General features: G+C 59.1%; 13 protein-coding genes. 6 read left to right on the top strand and 7 right to left on the bottom strand.

The window, feature by feature from the left end:
- Positions 1-93: 93 nt before the first annotated feature.
- Complete coding sequence (locus tag EU556_RS00845; protein WP_135430062.1) at positions 94-801, bottom strand: ComF family protein; 708 nt, start codon at positions 799-801, stop codon at positions 94-96.
- A gap of 202 nt (positions 802-1,003) precedes the next feature.
- On the opposite strand from EU556_RS00845, the gene EU556_RS00850 reads away from it, so the two are divergent.
- From EU556_RS00850 to EU556_RS00860, 3 genes are read left to right on the top strand one after another with little or no spacing between them, the layout of a single operon-like run.
- A complete protein-coding gene (locus EU556_RS00850) occupies positions 1,004-1,384 on the top strand; it encodes a carboxymuconolactone decarboxylase family protein (RefSeq protein ID WP_135430064.1) in 381 nt (126 codons plus the stop codon).
- 3 nt (positions 1,385-1,387) lie between these two features.
- Positions 1,388-1,747, top strand: coding sequence for a hypothetical protein (locus tag EU556_RS00855; protein WP_135430066.1), 360 nt, complete (start codon positions 1,388-1,390; stop codon positions 1,745-1,747).
- Between the two features lie 52 nt (positions 1,748-1,799).
- Positions 1,800-2,570: an exodeoxyribonuclease III gene (locus EU556_RS00860; RefSeq protein WP_135430068.1), complete on the top strand. Its 771-nt coding sequence runs from the start codon at positions 1,800-1,802 to the stop codon at positions 2,568-2,570.
- Between the two features lie 150 nt (positions 2,571-2,720).
- Here EU556_RS00860 and EU556_RS00865 read toward each other — a convergent pair whose 3' ends face one another.
- From EU556_RS00865 to thrA, 6 genes are all read right to left on the bottom strand, one after another.
- Positions 2,721-3,986, bottom strand: coding sequence for a protoporphyrinogen/coproporphyrinogen oxidase (locus EU556_RS00865; protein ID WP_135430070.1), 1,266 nt, complete (start codon positions 3,984-3,986; stop codon positions 2,721-2,723).
- Positions 3,987-4,042: 56 nt separating this feature from the next.
- Positions 4,043-4,861, bottom strand: coding sequence for a toxin-antitoxin system YwqK family antitoxin (locus tag EU556_RS00870; RefSeq protein ID WP_135430072.1), 819 nt, complete (start codon positions 4,859-4,861; stop codon positions 4,043-4,045).
- A gap of 112 nt (positions 4,862-4,973) precedes the next feature.
- Positions 4,974-5,651: a c-type heme family protein gene (locus EU556_RS00875; RefSeq protein ID WP_135430074.1), complete on the bottom strand. Its 678-nt coding sequence runs from the start codon at positions 5,649-5,651 to the stop codon at positions 4,974-4,976.
- 56 nt (positions 5,652-5,707) lie between these two features.
- Positions 5,708-7,015 carry a threonine synthase gene (gene thrC, locus EU556_RS00880; protein ID WP_135430076.1) on the bottom strand — a complete coding sequence of 436 codons (1,308 nt, stop codon included), beginning with the start codon at positions 7,013-7,015 and terminating at the stop codon, positions 5,708-5,710.
- A 33-nt stretch (positions 7,016-7,048) separates the two neighbouring features.
- A complete protein-coding gene (locus EU556_RS00885) occupies positions 7,049-7,978 on the bottom strand; it encodes a homoserine kinase (protein WP_135430078.1) in 930 nt (309 codons plus the stop codon).
- Between the two features lie 146 nt (positions 7,979-8,124).
- On the bottom strand, positions 8,125-10,593 hold the full coding sequence (gene thrA, locus EU556_RS00890) for a bifunctional aspartate kinase/homoserine dehydrogenase I (protein ID WP_317128694.1): 2,469 nt from the start codon (positions 10,591-10,593) through the stop codon (positions 8,125-8,127).
- A gap of 383 nt (positions 10,594-10,976) precedes the next feature.
- Here thrA and prfA point away from each other — a divergent pair, with 383 nt between their 5' ends.
- The 3 genes from prfA to EU556_RS00905 all read left to right on the top strand — a co-directional run bounded on the left by prfA (position 10,977) and on the right by EU556_RS00905 (position 14,268).
- Positions 10,977-12,047, top strand: a complete 1,071-nt coding sequence (prfA, locus tag EU556_RS00895) for a peptide chain release factor 1 (protein ID WP_135430082.1) — start codon at positions 10,977-10,979, stop codon at positions 12,045-12,047.
- Positions 12,048-12,193: 146 nt separating this feature from the next.
- A complete protein-coding gene (locus EU556_RS00900; protein ID WP_135430084.1) occupies positions 12,194-13,753 on the top strand; it encodes a hypothetical protein in 1,560 nt (519 codons plus the stop codon).
- Between the two features lie 92 nt (positions 13,754-13,845).
- Positions 13,846-14,268, top strand: coding sequence for a secondary thiamine-phosphate synthase enzyme YjbQ (locus EU556_RS00905; protein WP_135430086.1), 423 nt, complete (start codon positions 13,846-13,848; stop codon positions 14,266-14,268).
- Positions 14,269-14,326 lie beyond the last annotated feature (58 nt).

Consider the following 14,326-nt stretch of genomic DNA (forward strand, 5'->3'; position numbering starts at 1 on the left):
TTGTTTGTTAGTACATGTAGCGGTTGTTGCCAATGCCTAGTCTGAGAGGATGAGTGAGTCAGCTAATTTCGTGCAATCAGCTTAAATCCGTGATCAGTGGCGGTCGGCGGTAGCGATGGTGGCCACACTGACCTCGGCAGCGCCAGCGGCTAATAGTACATTAGCGCAGGCTTCCAAGGTGGCACCGGTTGTGAGAACGTCGTCCACAATAAGCACGCGCTGGCCTAGCACCACGTTTGCATCGGCCACGGCGAAAACGGTGGACACGTTTTGCCAGCGTTGCAGTCGGTTCTTACGAGTTTGAGAAGAGGTATGCGTAGTGCGCTGTAACGCGGTGGCTTGCCAGGGCAAGCCTAGGCCAGTCGCCAAGCCCTCCGCGAAGCTATCGGCCTGGTTGTAGCCGCGCTGGGCCAGCTTGCGCGGGTGCAGGGGTACGGGTACAATCAGGTCGAACTCCGAGGTGAAGCCCGCTTCCGCCAGCTCCTGCCCGTACCAGTGGCCTAGCACCCGCCCTACTTCCTGCTGACCCTGGTACTTCAGCTGATGTAGCAGGTGCTGCACCCGGCCGTGACGCAGAAAGCGCAGATAGCTTAACGTGTGCTTGACGGGTAGTTTGCCCCAGAAGCGTCGGGCTAACGGATTTTCGGCGGGCGGCAGCTTGTGATAGTCGGTGTAAGGGAGCTGGGCGCGGCAGTTGGTGCAAATGTGCTCTTCGCCGCGGGCCAGCGGTTCCTCGCAGGCAAGGCACACGCGCGGAAACAGGAGTGAGACGAAGTCGGATAGCAGCGCCGGGATAGGCATAGTAAAGAGGATAAGCAAGCAGGAATAAAAATACGAATAGCTAACCTGAAGCAAACGAGCATCTTCTGCGGTGGGGCGCTTATGCTGGTGAACTTCTCCCTAATTTTAAGTTTTAAATGCGGTATTGAAAAGCAGCCAAGGGCCAAACCTAGCCTAGTGCTTCCATTACCGCTTTTCTCTACTTTGAACTTACGGACTACCTATGAGCCTCGTCACCGAATTCAACGACTACCGCCAGCGCATGAACGAAAAGATCATGGCGGCTGATAACAAGGTCATCAAGCGGTTTTTCAACCTCGATACCAATACCTACCAGGAAGGTGCACTGTCGGTGAAAACCAAGGAGATTGTGGGACTGGCCTGCTCCATGGTACTGCGCTGCGACGACTGCATCAAGTACCACCTCGGCAAATGCTACGAGGAAAAGCTCACCGACGAAGAGGTGTACGAGGTATTTGCCATTGCCAACCTCATTGGGGGCAGCATCGTGATTCCGCACTTCCGCCGAGCGGTAGAGTACTGGGAGGCTCTGAAGGAAGAGTCGGCCACACCGGCCCCCATCCACGCCGAGCACCAGGCCTAGGCCATGCTGAACCCCGAAGAAACTGAGGCCCAGTTTGAGCAGCGCTGGTGGGAGTTGATGAACCAGATGCGCCAGCGCTTCGGCAAAAAGCCCGACATGAATGCGCTCTTGCTGCTCATTGGCGTGCAGGAGCTAGGCCAGGGCGCTGGCCCCTTCACCAAGGAGCAAAAGCAGGACCTGATGCACATTGCCACCTGCAAAATCTTCAGCTACTCCGGCTATTACGAGCTGGAGCGCATCGACGAAGAAGGTTGGCCCCACTACCGCCTGGTGCGTCCGGTGCCCTTCGCCAACCTGAAGGAGCAGGAGCGCATGCTCAAGTGGCACGTGCTGGAATACTTCGACGCCCAGGAAGACGAATAAAGTGTTTACTACCCCCCTCGTGCTCAGCATGAGGGGGTATGAGCTGTACTCAGTGAAAATTATTTCCTACAACGTAAATGGGCTGCGCTCGGCGCTGAGCAAAGGGCTGCTGGAATGGGTGCGCGAGGCGGACCCCGACGTGCTGTGTCTGCAGGAAATAAAGGCCGGGCGGGAGCCACTGGATGTATCGGGGTTTGAGGCCCTGGGCTACCACGCCTACCTGCATCCGGCGCAAAAGCCCGGCTACAGCGGGGTGGCTACGTTTAGTAAACAGGTGCCCCTGAACGTGGTGCACGGTTGCGGCACAGAGCTATACGATACGGAGGGCCGGGTACTGCGGCTTGATTTTCCGGATTGCGCCGTGCTGAACGTATATATGCCTTCCGGCACCAGCGGCCCCGAGCGGCAGGCGTTCAAGGTAGAGTGGCTGCACTTCTTCCGGCGCTACGTGCGCGAGCTACAGGCGGCTGGTGCCCCGCCCCTGGTTATTGGGGGCGACTTCAACTGCTGCCAGCGCGACATAGACCTGCACAACCCCAAGGCCAACCAGCAAAGCCCCGGCTTCACACCCGAGGAGCGGCAGTGGTTTGCCGATTTCCTGCAGGATGGCTTCGTGGATACCTTCCGCCACCACCACGGCGACGCCGTAGGCCATTATTCCTGGTGGACGTACCGTGCCGGTGCCCGCGCCCGCAACGTAGGCTGGCGCCTCGACCACTTGTTGGTGGATAAAGAGCTGGTGCCACGTGTGCACGAGGCCCATTTGCTGCGTGATGTGGTGCACTCCGACCACTGCCCCGCCCTAGTAGAGTTCAGCAGCTAAGCAGTTTTACTTAAACAGCACGTCATCCTGAGCAGAGCGAAGGATCCTGTCACGTGAGCATGAGGTGCTAGGCCACTCGTTCCCACCTGATAAGATCCTTCGCTCTGCTCAGGATGACGTGCTTCTATGGAAGATAGCTCTACTAAAGTATTACCCTGCCAGCAACATCTCTGCCACCTCGCGGCCGGTGGCAATGGCGGCGTTCAGGGAAGGGTAGGAGGTATAGTCGCCGCAGCGGTAGAGGTTGTCGGCTATTTTCAGGGTTTGGCGGGCCGGCTGACCGGCGGCGTACACGGGTAGGGCCTGCGGAATAAAGTAAGTACGCAGGTGGCGCCACTTACTCGCTTCGGGACCAAACCACGCAGTAAGCTCCTGGAGCAGGCGGGCAGTCAATTCTTCTTCGGCTAGGCCATGTTCACCCTGCGTACTCACCGAAACCAGCGTCTGCCCGAAGGGGGCGTAATCCGAAGAAACATCCGACGAGAAGCTCACATTATGCGCCAGCGCATTGGGGGAGGCGTTGAGGCGCAACAGCTTGTCGTGGCGGGCGGGGGAGTCGGGGGCCGCGAAGTAGGTACAGGTGGTGCGGCGCCAAGTGGTGGCGGGAACCTCGTCGGAGGGGGGCAGGAGCTTCTTAGCGGCTTCGCCATCTACAGCTACTACCACGGCGGCAGCCTCAATGGTTTCGTCAGTCCAGAGGCGCACGGTGGTGCCGTTGATGGCATCGACGGGCGAGTTAAGCCGGATGGTGCCGGCAGGCAGACGCTGGGCTAACTGCTCTGGAATCTGCTGGATACCTAGGGCTGGCACCACGGCATCGCCTTGAGCAAACTGCTGGAACACAAACTCAAAGAAGTTGGCGGCCGTTGTCAGGCCCCGATCCAGGTACACCCCGCCGAAGAAGGGGCGGAAGAAGTTGTCGATGATCTGCTCGCTCCAGCCATACTCGCGCAGAAAGGACAGAGTGTCTTGGGTGTTGGTAGAGTTGCGGCTGATGAGCTGCCCGCTGGTGTACTGGCCTACGTGATGAGTAAGGCTCAGAATGCGCAGCTTATCTTCCAGGGTACCAATGGGCGAGAGTAGGGATGTGAAAGCCGCGGTGGGCTTTTGCAGCGGGTTCTGCACCGTTGTTTCGCGCCCATTGGCCAGCCGGATAACCGCGCCCGAGCGGAAGGCTTTCAGGTTGAGAGCCCCGTAGTCGATGAGGTGCTGCACCTCGGGGTACTTGGTGAGCAAGACCTGAAAGCCCCGGTCAAGCCGGAAGCCCTCGGGTGTGATGTCCGTCCGGACGCGGCCCCCGACGGCGTCGCTGGCTTCGAGCACCAGCACCCGACGGCCGGCGCGGTGGAGGTAACAGGCGCAGGCCAATCCGGCCATGCCGGCCCCGATGATAACGATGGGAGCGGAAGAAGACATTAGAAGAGAGTACGATAGCGGAGGCTATAGTGGCCTACGATGATGGAATCAGTGGACTATGGTGCTGGCTGTGGCGGCTTCGCGTCACAGGCCGGCTGGATTTTAACCTGTTCGGCCTGACTATAGTTGTCCCAATCGGTGATGTAGATGGTTGATTGGTCCGTGTAATAGTGGTTCGTGCCCCGAATCATGCCGTAGGCAAACCGACCTTTCCGGAAGCTCTCCTGGGCTAGCATGTCTTGCTTGCCTTTTACTTCCTTCACCTGCCACCGGCCCTCAGGCAGGCCATTGAGCACGGGCCCGCCCATCCACACGTCTTCCTCGGTGCGGTACCAGGTGCCGTTGCCATCCGTTACCAATTGCTCGCCGGCCTCATTCCAGAATTGCTGCACCAGCAGCATACTGCCGTCGCCGAAGCTCAGCACTTGCCGTTTTGCGCCCGAGGGGTACCAGTAGGCCCAGTTGCCAATCATGCGGCCGTTGCGGTAGGTGCCGCTGGCCGCCAGCGTACCATCCGGATGATAGATTTCAAATGGACCTTCTTTGCGCCCCTCGGCATTATAAGCGCCTTTGAGCGCAGGCTTGGTATTGTTGAGCCAATAATCGCGCACAAAGCCGCGGAAGCGGCCGGTAGCGCTATCTACCTTGGCTTCCCGCCAGATTACGGCGCACCCTGGCAGCGTCAGTTCGTAGTCTCGACTGTAAAAGAACGCCGCGCTGTCTCGGCCTAGCACCCGGTAATATTGGGAGAGGCGGTAAGACGGCGCCGCGGTAGGTTCGGGAGCGGCGCCGCGGCGCTTTTGAGCTTGCACTGGCTGGCTGGCTAAAAAGCCCACTAGCACAAGTAGAAGGTAAGTAGTAAAGCGGTACCCCATAGCATATTGTATAGTCGAGGTAATAGAGACGCGGATATATAGTAGAATGTTGCTGAGCTGAAAGCAGCCGCATAGGCCAGTTCTCCTCAGTAAAGTTCAATGGCAAAAGCCGCTAGAACAGCGGCTTACGCTTCTTCATGATTTTGCGGGTCTTCATGGTGTACAGCTCCGCCACGCCAGCCCGCTTCAAGTTCACGCGCCACACGCCCATGGCATCACCCATCTTATAGCCTGTGGCTTGGTCTTGGGGGTACTGCTGTTTGATGAGAGCGTAGTCGGCGGGCTTGATATCCTGGCCTACGGTGCCGTGGCAGCGCAGGCACAGCGCGTCGTTCAGCACCACGGGGCGCTGATAGGTAAACTCCTCCGCCGAGAGCCGGGCCACCCGGCGGGTAGTGTCGGTGGGCACCAGCTCCTGGGGCGTTAGGTTGGCTCGGTGCGCGGGGTTACGTGGGCGCGGGCTCACCCAACTGAGCGAGCCTTGCAGAATTTTGGCTACTGAATCGACTCTAGGGAACGTGGCGGGGCGGCAGTAGGGCAGAGCCGCGGCCACGCCGCCTTCCTGCAGCTTCTCGGCCAGGATGCGGCGCAACTCCCGGTCGGCGGTGTTGGTGAGGGAGTCGCCGCCCCAGCGGGTGGCCCGGAGCAGATCGGCAGGCATAATGCGCTTCACCTGCCAGTTCTCGGCCTCCACGGCCAGTTCTTTGGTGTTGCTGAGGTGCTCAATCTGGTCGGGACGGCAGGCGGGGAGCAGCAGGCAGAGCAGGGCGGCGCGGAGGATAGTACGCATAGGGCGGGTGGCAAATGGAGGCGAAAAGGTAACAGCCAGCCGCCAAAAATGTCATCCTAGGCCACTACGTTTTCCAGCAGAATCGCCCGCAAGGCCTCGTACTCCGGTGGTAGCTTAATGCTGTGCTTGGGTTTCCGCAGCAACTCATCCAACGAGGTCGGCACGGGTACCGGCTGGCCGGTGGCGGGCTCCACCGCTTCCGGGAACTTCACCGGATGGGCTGTCTCCAGGAAAATGCCGCTGGCTCTGGGGTGCTGAGCCAGATAATCTTCCAACGCGAAATAGGCCACTGCCCCATGCGGATCGGGCAAGTAGCCAGTCTGCTCATACACGCGCCCGATGGTGGCGGCCGTATCGGCATCCGACACGGAATAGCCAGTCAGGAGCTGCTGAATCACGGGGTGCTCGTGCCCAAACAGCTCCAGAATGCGCCCAAAGTTGCTGGGGTCACCCACGTCCATGGCGTTGGAAAGTGTGGCTACGGCAACTTGGGCGGAGTAATTACCCGAACGCAGGTAGGCAGGCACGGCATCATTGACATTGCAGGCCGCCACAAAGTGCGCCACGGGTAGCCCCGACACGTAGGCCAATAGCCCGGCGCACAGGTTACCGAAGTTACCACTAGGCACCGACACCACGGGTGGGGCGGCTTGGCTAGGCCACTGCGCCAGCGCATAACAGTAGTACACCTGCTGGGGCAGCCAACGGGCCACGTTGATGGAGTTGGCGGAAGTAAGGCGCCGTCGGCTCATCAGGTCCGTATCCCGGAAAGCCTGCTTCACCAGCCGTTGACAGTCGTCGAAGTTGCCGTCTACTTCCAGGGCCGTGATGTTCTGGCCCAGGGCCGTGAGCTGCTGCTCCTGCACCGGGCTTACCTTGCCGGAAGGGTAAAGGATGACTACCTCCACGCCCGGTACGCCTAAAAATCCGCTGGCTACTGCCCCACCCGTATCACCGGAGGTAGCCACCAGCACCGTCACCGGCCGTGTTTCGTGGCGGGAGAAGTAGCCCAGGCACCGGCTCATGAACCGTGCCCCCACGTCCTTAAACGCCAGCGTAGGCCCGTGAAACAGCTCCAGAGCGCTGATGCGGTCCGTAACCGGCACCAGCGGAAACGGGAAGTCCACGGCCTCGGCACAGATGCGGCGCAGCTCCACCTCCGGAATGGTATTGCCCACGTAGGGCTGCAACACCGTGTAGGCCACTTCCGCAGGGCTCAGCTCTGGCAGCTGCTCCACAAAGCCCGCCGGAAAGCGCGGAATGGTTTCGGGAAAGTAGAGGCCCCCATCCGGGGCTTGACCCGCTACGGTGGCGGCCCGGAAGTCAACAGGTTCGGTTTGGCGGTTGAGGCTATAGTAACGCATGCGAGAAAGCAATGAGGTGAAGCAGCTAGGCCACTAGTAAATCTGGCAGCCCTGCTGGTTAATGGTGGTCAGGTAGGTATGGTGTTCGAGGCCTAGGTCAGTGTAGACTTCCTGCATCACCGCCTCCACAGCTTTTGCCGTGGCTTCCTCGCGACTTAGCATGAACAGCGAGGGACCCGAGCCGGAAATGCCACCGCCTAAGGCCCCCGCCTCGCGGCTGCGCTCCTTCACCTGCGCAAATCCCGGAATCAGGATGCTGCGCACGGGCTCAATAATCACATCTTCGAGTGAGCGACCAATAAGGTCGTAGTCCGACTGCAGCAGGCCGGCCACCAAGCCCGCCACGTTGCCCCACTGCCGAATGGCATCTTTCAGCGGCACTTCCTGCTTGAGAATCTGCCGGGCATCCGAGGTTTTGATTTCAATCTGGGGGTGTACTACCGTCACGAATAAGGGCGGAGCCGAGAGAGGCACAATATCTGGCAGCGGCGTAGTTGACCGAATCAGCGTGACGCCCCCGTAAATGCCGGGCGCAATGTTGTCGGCGTGCCGCACTCCAGAGGCCACTTCCTCGCCGTACATGGCAAACTCCACCAGTTCGGCCTTGCTGAATCGTTCTCCTAGTAACCGGTTGGCGCCCACCACGGCCCCGGCAGCACTAGCGGCGCTGCTGCCAATGCCACTGCCCGGCTTAATAGCTTTGCTGATGCGTACCTCAATGCCCACCGGCTCTGGCACGGCCCGCAATAATGCCAAGAGTGCGGCTCCAGCCACGTTACGCGTAGGCTCAGTAGGTAGGTTGTAGTCGTCTTCGTTGATGATGGTCACTCCCGGCTGCTCCGTGAGGCGCAGGTGCATGGTATCATTCGGCTCACTCAGCGCAAAGCCCAGCACGTCAAACCCGCACACCACGTTGGCCACGGTGGCCGGAGCTAGCACAGTAATAGAATCAGAGAAATTCATAGGTGTTCAAGTCGATAGTCAAAGGGCCGTCATGCTGAGCTTGTCGAAGCATCTTTACCGCTTCGTTCTCACGATAGGAATCAGCCAGAGGGAGAGATGCTTCGGCTTCGCTTAGCATGACGGGCTAAACGGCACGGCTCAATGTCTTACTGCACCGCCCGCAAGATATCCGCAAACACCCCCGAGGCCGTTACGTCGGCGCCGGCGCCTGCCCCCTTAATGACGAGGGGTTGCTCGGTGTAGCGGTTGGTGAAAAACAGTACGGCGTTGTCCTTGCCTTGGAGGGCGTACAAGTCGTGGCCGGGGGCAATGGACTGCAGGCCTACGCGGGCCTGTCCGTCGCGGTAGCGCGCCACGAAGCGGAGCTTCTCGCCTTTCTCCGCTGCCGCGTCATACAGGGCCCGGAAGTGCGGCTCGTGCACCGCCAGTTGTTCGTAAAACGCAGCTACGTCGCCTTCCAGGCAAGAGGCGGGCAGGAAGGAGTCGTTCTCAATGTCGCTGAGTTCCAACTGCTGACCCGACTCGCGCGCCAAAATCAGGATCTTGCGCGCCACGTCAACGCCGGTTAGGTCAAGGCGTGGGTCGGGCTCGGTGTAGCCTTCGGCTTGGGCTTGGCGCACCACTTCGGCGAATGGCCGGGTGCCATCGTAATTATTGAACACGAAGTTGAGCGTGCCCGATAGCACGGCTTCAATACGGTGCACCTCGTCGCCGCTGCGCAGCAAGTCGTTCAGCGTCCCGATGACTGGCAGGCCCGCGCCCACGTTGGTTTCAAACAGGAATTGCGTGTTGAAGTCACTGGCCAGGGCCTTGAGGCGGGCGTAGGCCACGTACTCCGAGGAAGCAGCCACTTTGTTGCAGGCCACCACCGCCACCGAGCGCGCCAGCAGCGGGGCGTAGCAAGTGGCTACATCGGCGCTGGCCGTTACGTCCGCGAATACCGTGTTGCGTAGGTTTAGGGCTAGTAACTGCTCCGTGAGCGTATCTAAATCCAGGGGCTGACCTGCCGCTAGGGCCTGCTGCCAGTTCTCTAACTCCAGGCCTTCCTCGTTCAGCACGAAGCGGGAACTGTTGGCTAGGCCTACCACCCGCAGGTTGAGGCGGAGCTTTTCACGCAGCCAGGTTTGCTGCCGAGCTAGTTGCTCTAGCAGCTTACCGCCCACGTTGCCCACGCCCGCTACTACCAAGTTTACTTGGCGCGTAGTGGCCTCGAAGAAGGTTTCGTGGAGCACGTTGCTGGCCTTGCGCACATCCTGCTGCCGGATCACGGTGGAGATATTCTTCTCCGAGGAGCCCTGGGCAATGGCCCGGATATTAATACCGTTCGTGCCCAGTGCCGAAAACATGCGTCCACTGATGCCAGGATGGTCTTTCATCTGGTCGCCCACCAGCGCTACAATGGCTAGGCCACCTTCCAGCGCCAAGGGGTCGAGGCGACCGTTGCTGATTTCTGCTTCAAATTCAGCGTCGGCGGCTTGCTTGGCCCGACTGGCTTCAGCCTCGCTCACGGCCACCGAGATAGAGTGCTCCGAGGAGCTTTGGGTGATGAGAATCACATTGACTTGCTCCCGGGCCAGTGCCGCAAACAGCCGCCGCGAGAAGCCTGGAATGCCCACCATACCGCTGCCCTCCAGCCGCAGCAAGGCCACCGGCCCTATGCTCGACAGCCCCCGCACAATGGCCTTGTTGGCCGGCGGGTCCACTTCCACCAGCGTGCCGGCATCGTCGGGGGCAAAGGTGTTCTTAATCCAGAGCGGAATGCCCTGCTGGCGAACCGGCTGAATGGTAGGCGGGTACAACACCTTAGCCCCGAAGTGCGAGAGTTCCATGGCCTCCTGGTAGGAGATGCGTGGGATAGGCCTAGCGTGGCGCACCAGCCGTGGGTCGGCCGTCATCATGCCGCTCACATCCGTCCAGATTTCCAGCTGCTCGGCCCCCAGCGCCCCGGCAAAAATGGCGGCCGTGTAGTCGGAGCCGCCGCGGCCCAGCGTGGTGGTGCTGCCACCTGCTTCCGAAGCCACAAACCCCGGGGCCACCAGCAACGGCACTCCAGCCGCCGCCACAGCCTCCTGTATCTGCTGGTTCGTGATGCCAAAGTCTACCGCCGCGTGGCCGTACTTGGCATCGGTACGGATGAGTTTTCGGCTGTCCAGCCATTCGTAGGCCACTCCGCGCGCCGCCAAGCCTGCCGCCACCACCCTCGATGACAGCAGCTCCCCATAGCTTACCAGCCGGTCGAGGGTGCGGTCGGAGAGTTCTCCCAGCGCAAATATTCCGTCGCAGAGGCTCTCTAATTCGTTGCAGTGGGTCTTCACAAAGCTGAGCACGGCACTTTGCCCCGTGATGGGCAGCAACCCACGCACCACTTCCAGGTGACGCTCCTCCAAGTGGCGCAGTTGCTCGCGGTACTGCCCATCGGCCGCGGCGGCCCGGCGGCCGGCCTCAATCAGTGCATCAGTTACACCCCCCAGCGCCGATACCACCACCACGGTAGTCGTGCGCCTAGCAGCGGCTTCTGCCAGGGCTAAGACTCGCTGCATATTTTTGGCCGTAGCCACCGATGAACCTCCGAATTTGAGAACCTGCATAACGTGTTGACATGAAAAAGCCCGCATCGGTCCGGTAGCTCCCTGGTGGGGCTTTCCGGCGAAGCGGGCGGCGAGGAATCTGAAGTGTAAGAGAAATCCGCAGCCCGCTTAGCGGGTTGTTGTCACGGTTGTCCCTGTAATAATGACTAGGCTAGTCATTACCGTGCGGGGTGAAACAAAAAGGGCTCGGAGCGAGGCCATACGTGCGGGTTTGTGGCGGTAAGCTAGGAATTATTCTGAAAGAGCAATGTTTATCAAATAGTTAATTCTACAATTTCTACGGGAGAACAAGCGGTAAGGAGAATTCCGCGCGGAATGACAAACTCCTACGCTGCCAGCTAGTTCGCCCGTATTCCGGGACGGATTCGTTTGCGTACCTTTGCACTCCCAATATCATTTCTGCAGGCACGATGCTAGATAAACTAGAGGCCATCCAACAGCGCTTCAACGACGTGAGCGAACAGCTCACGCACCCCGACGTCATGAGCGACATGAAGCGCTTCAAGACGCTCAATAAAGAGTATAAGGATCTGAATAAGATCGTGGTAGAGTATAAGGCCTACCAAAATGTGCTGGCCAACATCGACGGCGCCAAGGAAGTTATTGCCAACGAGAAAGACGAGGACTTCCGCCAAATGGCCAAGGACGAGCTGGAAACGCTCTACCCTGAGCAGGAGCGCCTGGAGGCCGTTATCAAGGATCTGCTGATTCCCAAAGACCCCAACGATTCCAAGGACATTATCATGGAAATCCGGGCCGGGGCGGGCGGCGACGAGGCTGCTATTTTCGCCGGCGACCTGCAGCGCATGTACATGCGTTTTGCGGAACGCCAGGGCTGGAAAATGGAACTCGTGGACGCTACCGAAGGCACCTCGGGCGGCTACAAAGAAATTATCCTGGCTGTGAAAGGCGAGGACGTGTACGGCAAGCTCAAGTTCGAGTCGGGGGTGCACCGCGTGCAGCGCGTACCGGCCACCGAAACCCAGGGCCGCATTCACACCTCGGTAGCCTCCATCGTGGTAATGCCCGAAGCGGAGGAACTGGACGTGGAAATTGATATGAACGACGTGCGCAAGGACCTGTTCATGTCCTCGGGCCCCGGTGGTCAGTCGGTTAACACCACCTACTCGGCCGTGCGCCTGACCCACATTCCCACGGGTATTGTGGCGCAGTGCCAAGACCAGAAGTCGCAGCTCAAAAACTTCGATAAGGCCCTGCAGGTACTTCGCTCGCGCCTCTATGAGATTGAGCTGGCCAAGAAAAATGAAGCCGAAGGCGCAGCCCGCAAGAGCATGATCGGGGGCGGCGACCGTTCCGACAAAATCCGGACCTACAACTACCCCCAGGGCCGCGTAACCGACCACCGCATTGGCTACACGGTGTACAACCTGACCAGCGTAATGGACGGCAACATCGACGACTTCGTGGAGCAGTTGCGCCTCGCCGAAAGCGCCGAGCGTCTGAAAGAAGGAGTGGCCTAGGCCTCTGTACTAAGAGCTTGCCAACCTCGTTTGTCATGCTGAGCTGATCGAAGCATCTCTACCGCTGGCCGCTTACTGGCCTAGAAAACCGGGAGAGATGCTTCGACTCCGCTCAGCATGTTGCTTTTATATCTATCTTCCTCGCTATGCGTTTTCTACTTCCGCTGTTGCTCGTGTTGTCTTGCCTTACGGTACTACTGCCGGGCTGCGAGCCGAAGGAAGACTTGCTGACCACGGATAGCAACGCCACGCTTACGTTTTCCACCGACACGGTTATGTTTGATACCGTGTTTACCTCGGTGGGCTCGGTCACGAAGCGGCTGTGGGTACGCAACCGCAACCCGCGGGCCGTGAAGGTGGAGGAAATCAGTATCGAGAGTCAGCCAGGCGTAACGTATTCCCTGCTTATCGATGGCGACGCCGTGACTACGGCCCGCGACAAAGTGATTCGGGGCAAGGACAGCCTGCTGATATTAGTGCGGGCTACCATTGACCCCACGCCTAGCGACGAAAAACCATTTCTGGTTGATAACAACCTGCGCTTTCGCACCAACGGCAATGACCAGCAGGTGAAGGTGATCAGCTACGGCCAAAACGCCTATTTCCACAGCAGCGCAGTTCTAGCGTGCGATGCCGTTTGGAAGGCCGATAAGCCTCACGTCATCTACAACTATGCTCTGGTAAACCCCAACTGTACCCTCACAATCGAACCCGGAACTCGCATCTATAGCCACGCCGGGGCGTTTCTGGTAGTGAAGGGCCGGCTGCGCATCAGCCCTAATTATAGGCCTAGCGGAGAAATAAAGGCCGATGACCGAAACATTGTGCGCTTCCAGGGCGACCGGCGCGAAAAAGAATATGCTGAACTACCTGGGCAGTGGGGCGGCATTGAATTTGACGCTAGCAGCCACGACAACGAAATCCGATTCACAGAAATTAAGAACGCCTCGTTTGGCTTGCTGATCTATAACCCCGATAACCGTCAGCCCCGCCCTAAAGTGACGGTAGAGAACAGCATCATTAAGAATATCTCCAGCTATAGCCTTGATTTTGCCAGCGGTGGCCTTCCGCTGCAAGGAGCTGGTTTGCTAGGCCTATCCGGCGACTTCACTGTGCGCAACACCTTGCTGACAAATTGCTGGGAGTACGCTATTTGGGGTGCGCAAGGCAGCGTGTATGAGCTCGACTATTGCACTATTGCCAATTACCTGTCGGCTCCTGCTGGTTCTACTAGCGCCCTCATTCGCCAGACTCCTTCCGTACAGCTATCCGACGGAATAGAGATAAATGGCCGGCCTAGGCCACTCGCCAGCCCTCGTTTTACAATGCGCAACTCTATTGTGTGGGCGCAGCCGCGGTTTGCCGCAGATGGTACGGGCGAAGACGAGTTGGTATTCAGCAACGGGGAGCGGTACGCCAGCAATATAAGCATCTCAACTAGTGTGCTGCGCACGAAGAGTTACACGGCGGGGCCGCTCAGCCAGAATAAAAACGGCAACATTCTAAACCCCGTGGAAGGGCCCAACTATTTATTTAAGAGCACCCCCCCTCGCCCGAGAGGTAAAATGTTTAGCTATGAGCTAGATACCCTTTCGCCAGCCAGCAATAAGGGAATGCCGCTGCCTGGCCTGACCACCGACTTACTCAACCGCTCCCGCGACCCTAACGCTCCCGACATTGGCGCCTACGAGCGGAAAAATCCGTAAGAGGGGCGGTGGCTACTTGTTGATTGCGGGTTGTAAGTACAAGCCAGCTACTAGTAATCAGCAACTACCAATCAGTAACTAATAACCTGCTCATGCAATTTATTCAGAAGCGTTTGCGCCTGCCCGCCGTCAGCCGGGGGTTTCATTTGATTACTGATTTGCTGGTAGCGGAATTACCAGAGTTGGAGCAGCTTCGCACGGGCACAGCCCACTTCTTTATTCAGCACACCTCAGCCAGCCTCAGCATCAACGAAAACGCTGACCCCACCGTCCGCCACGATTTTGAGCAGTTCTTCAACCGTACGGTGCCCGAAAACGCGCCCTACTTCCGCCACACCCTAGAAGGTCCCGATGACATGCCCGCGCATATCAAAGCCAGCTTGCTAGGCCACGCCGTGAGCATTCCTATCAGCAACGGCGAGCTGGCGCTGGGCACCTGGCAGGGCATTTACCTGGGGGAGCACCGTAACCAAGGAGGGCGTCGCTGGGTGGTAGCCACCCTGATGGGGCAGTAGGCTCAATCGGCATAGCCAGCGCGCCTGCCCGCCGATTTACCGCATGATATGCAAGCCG

The sequence above is a fragment of the Hymenobacter fodinae genome, assembly GCF_004745825.1.
GTDB classification, from domain to species: Bacteria; Bacteroidota; Bacteroidia; order Cytophagales; family Hymenobacteraceae; genus Hymenobacter; species Hymenobacter fodinae.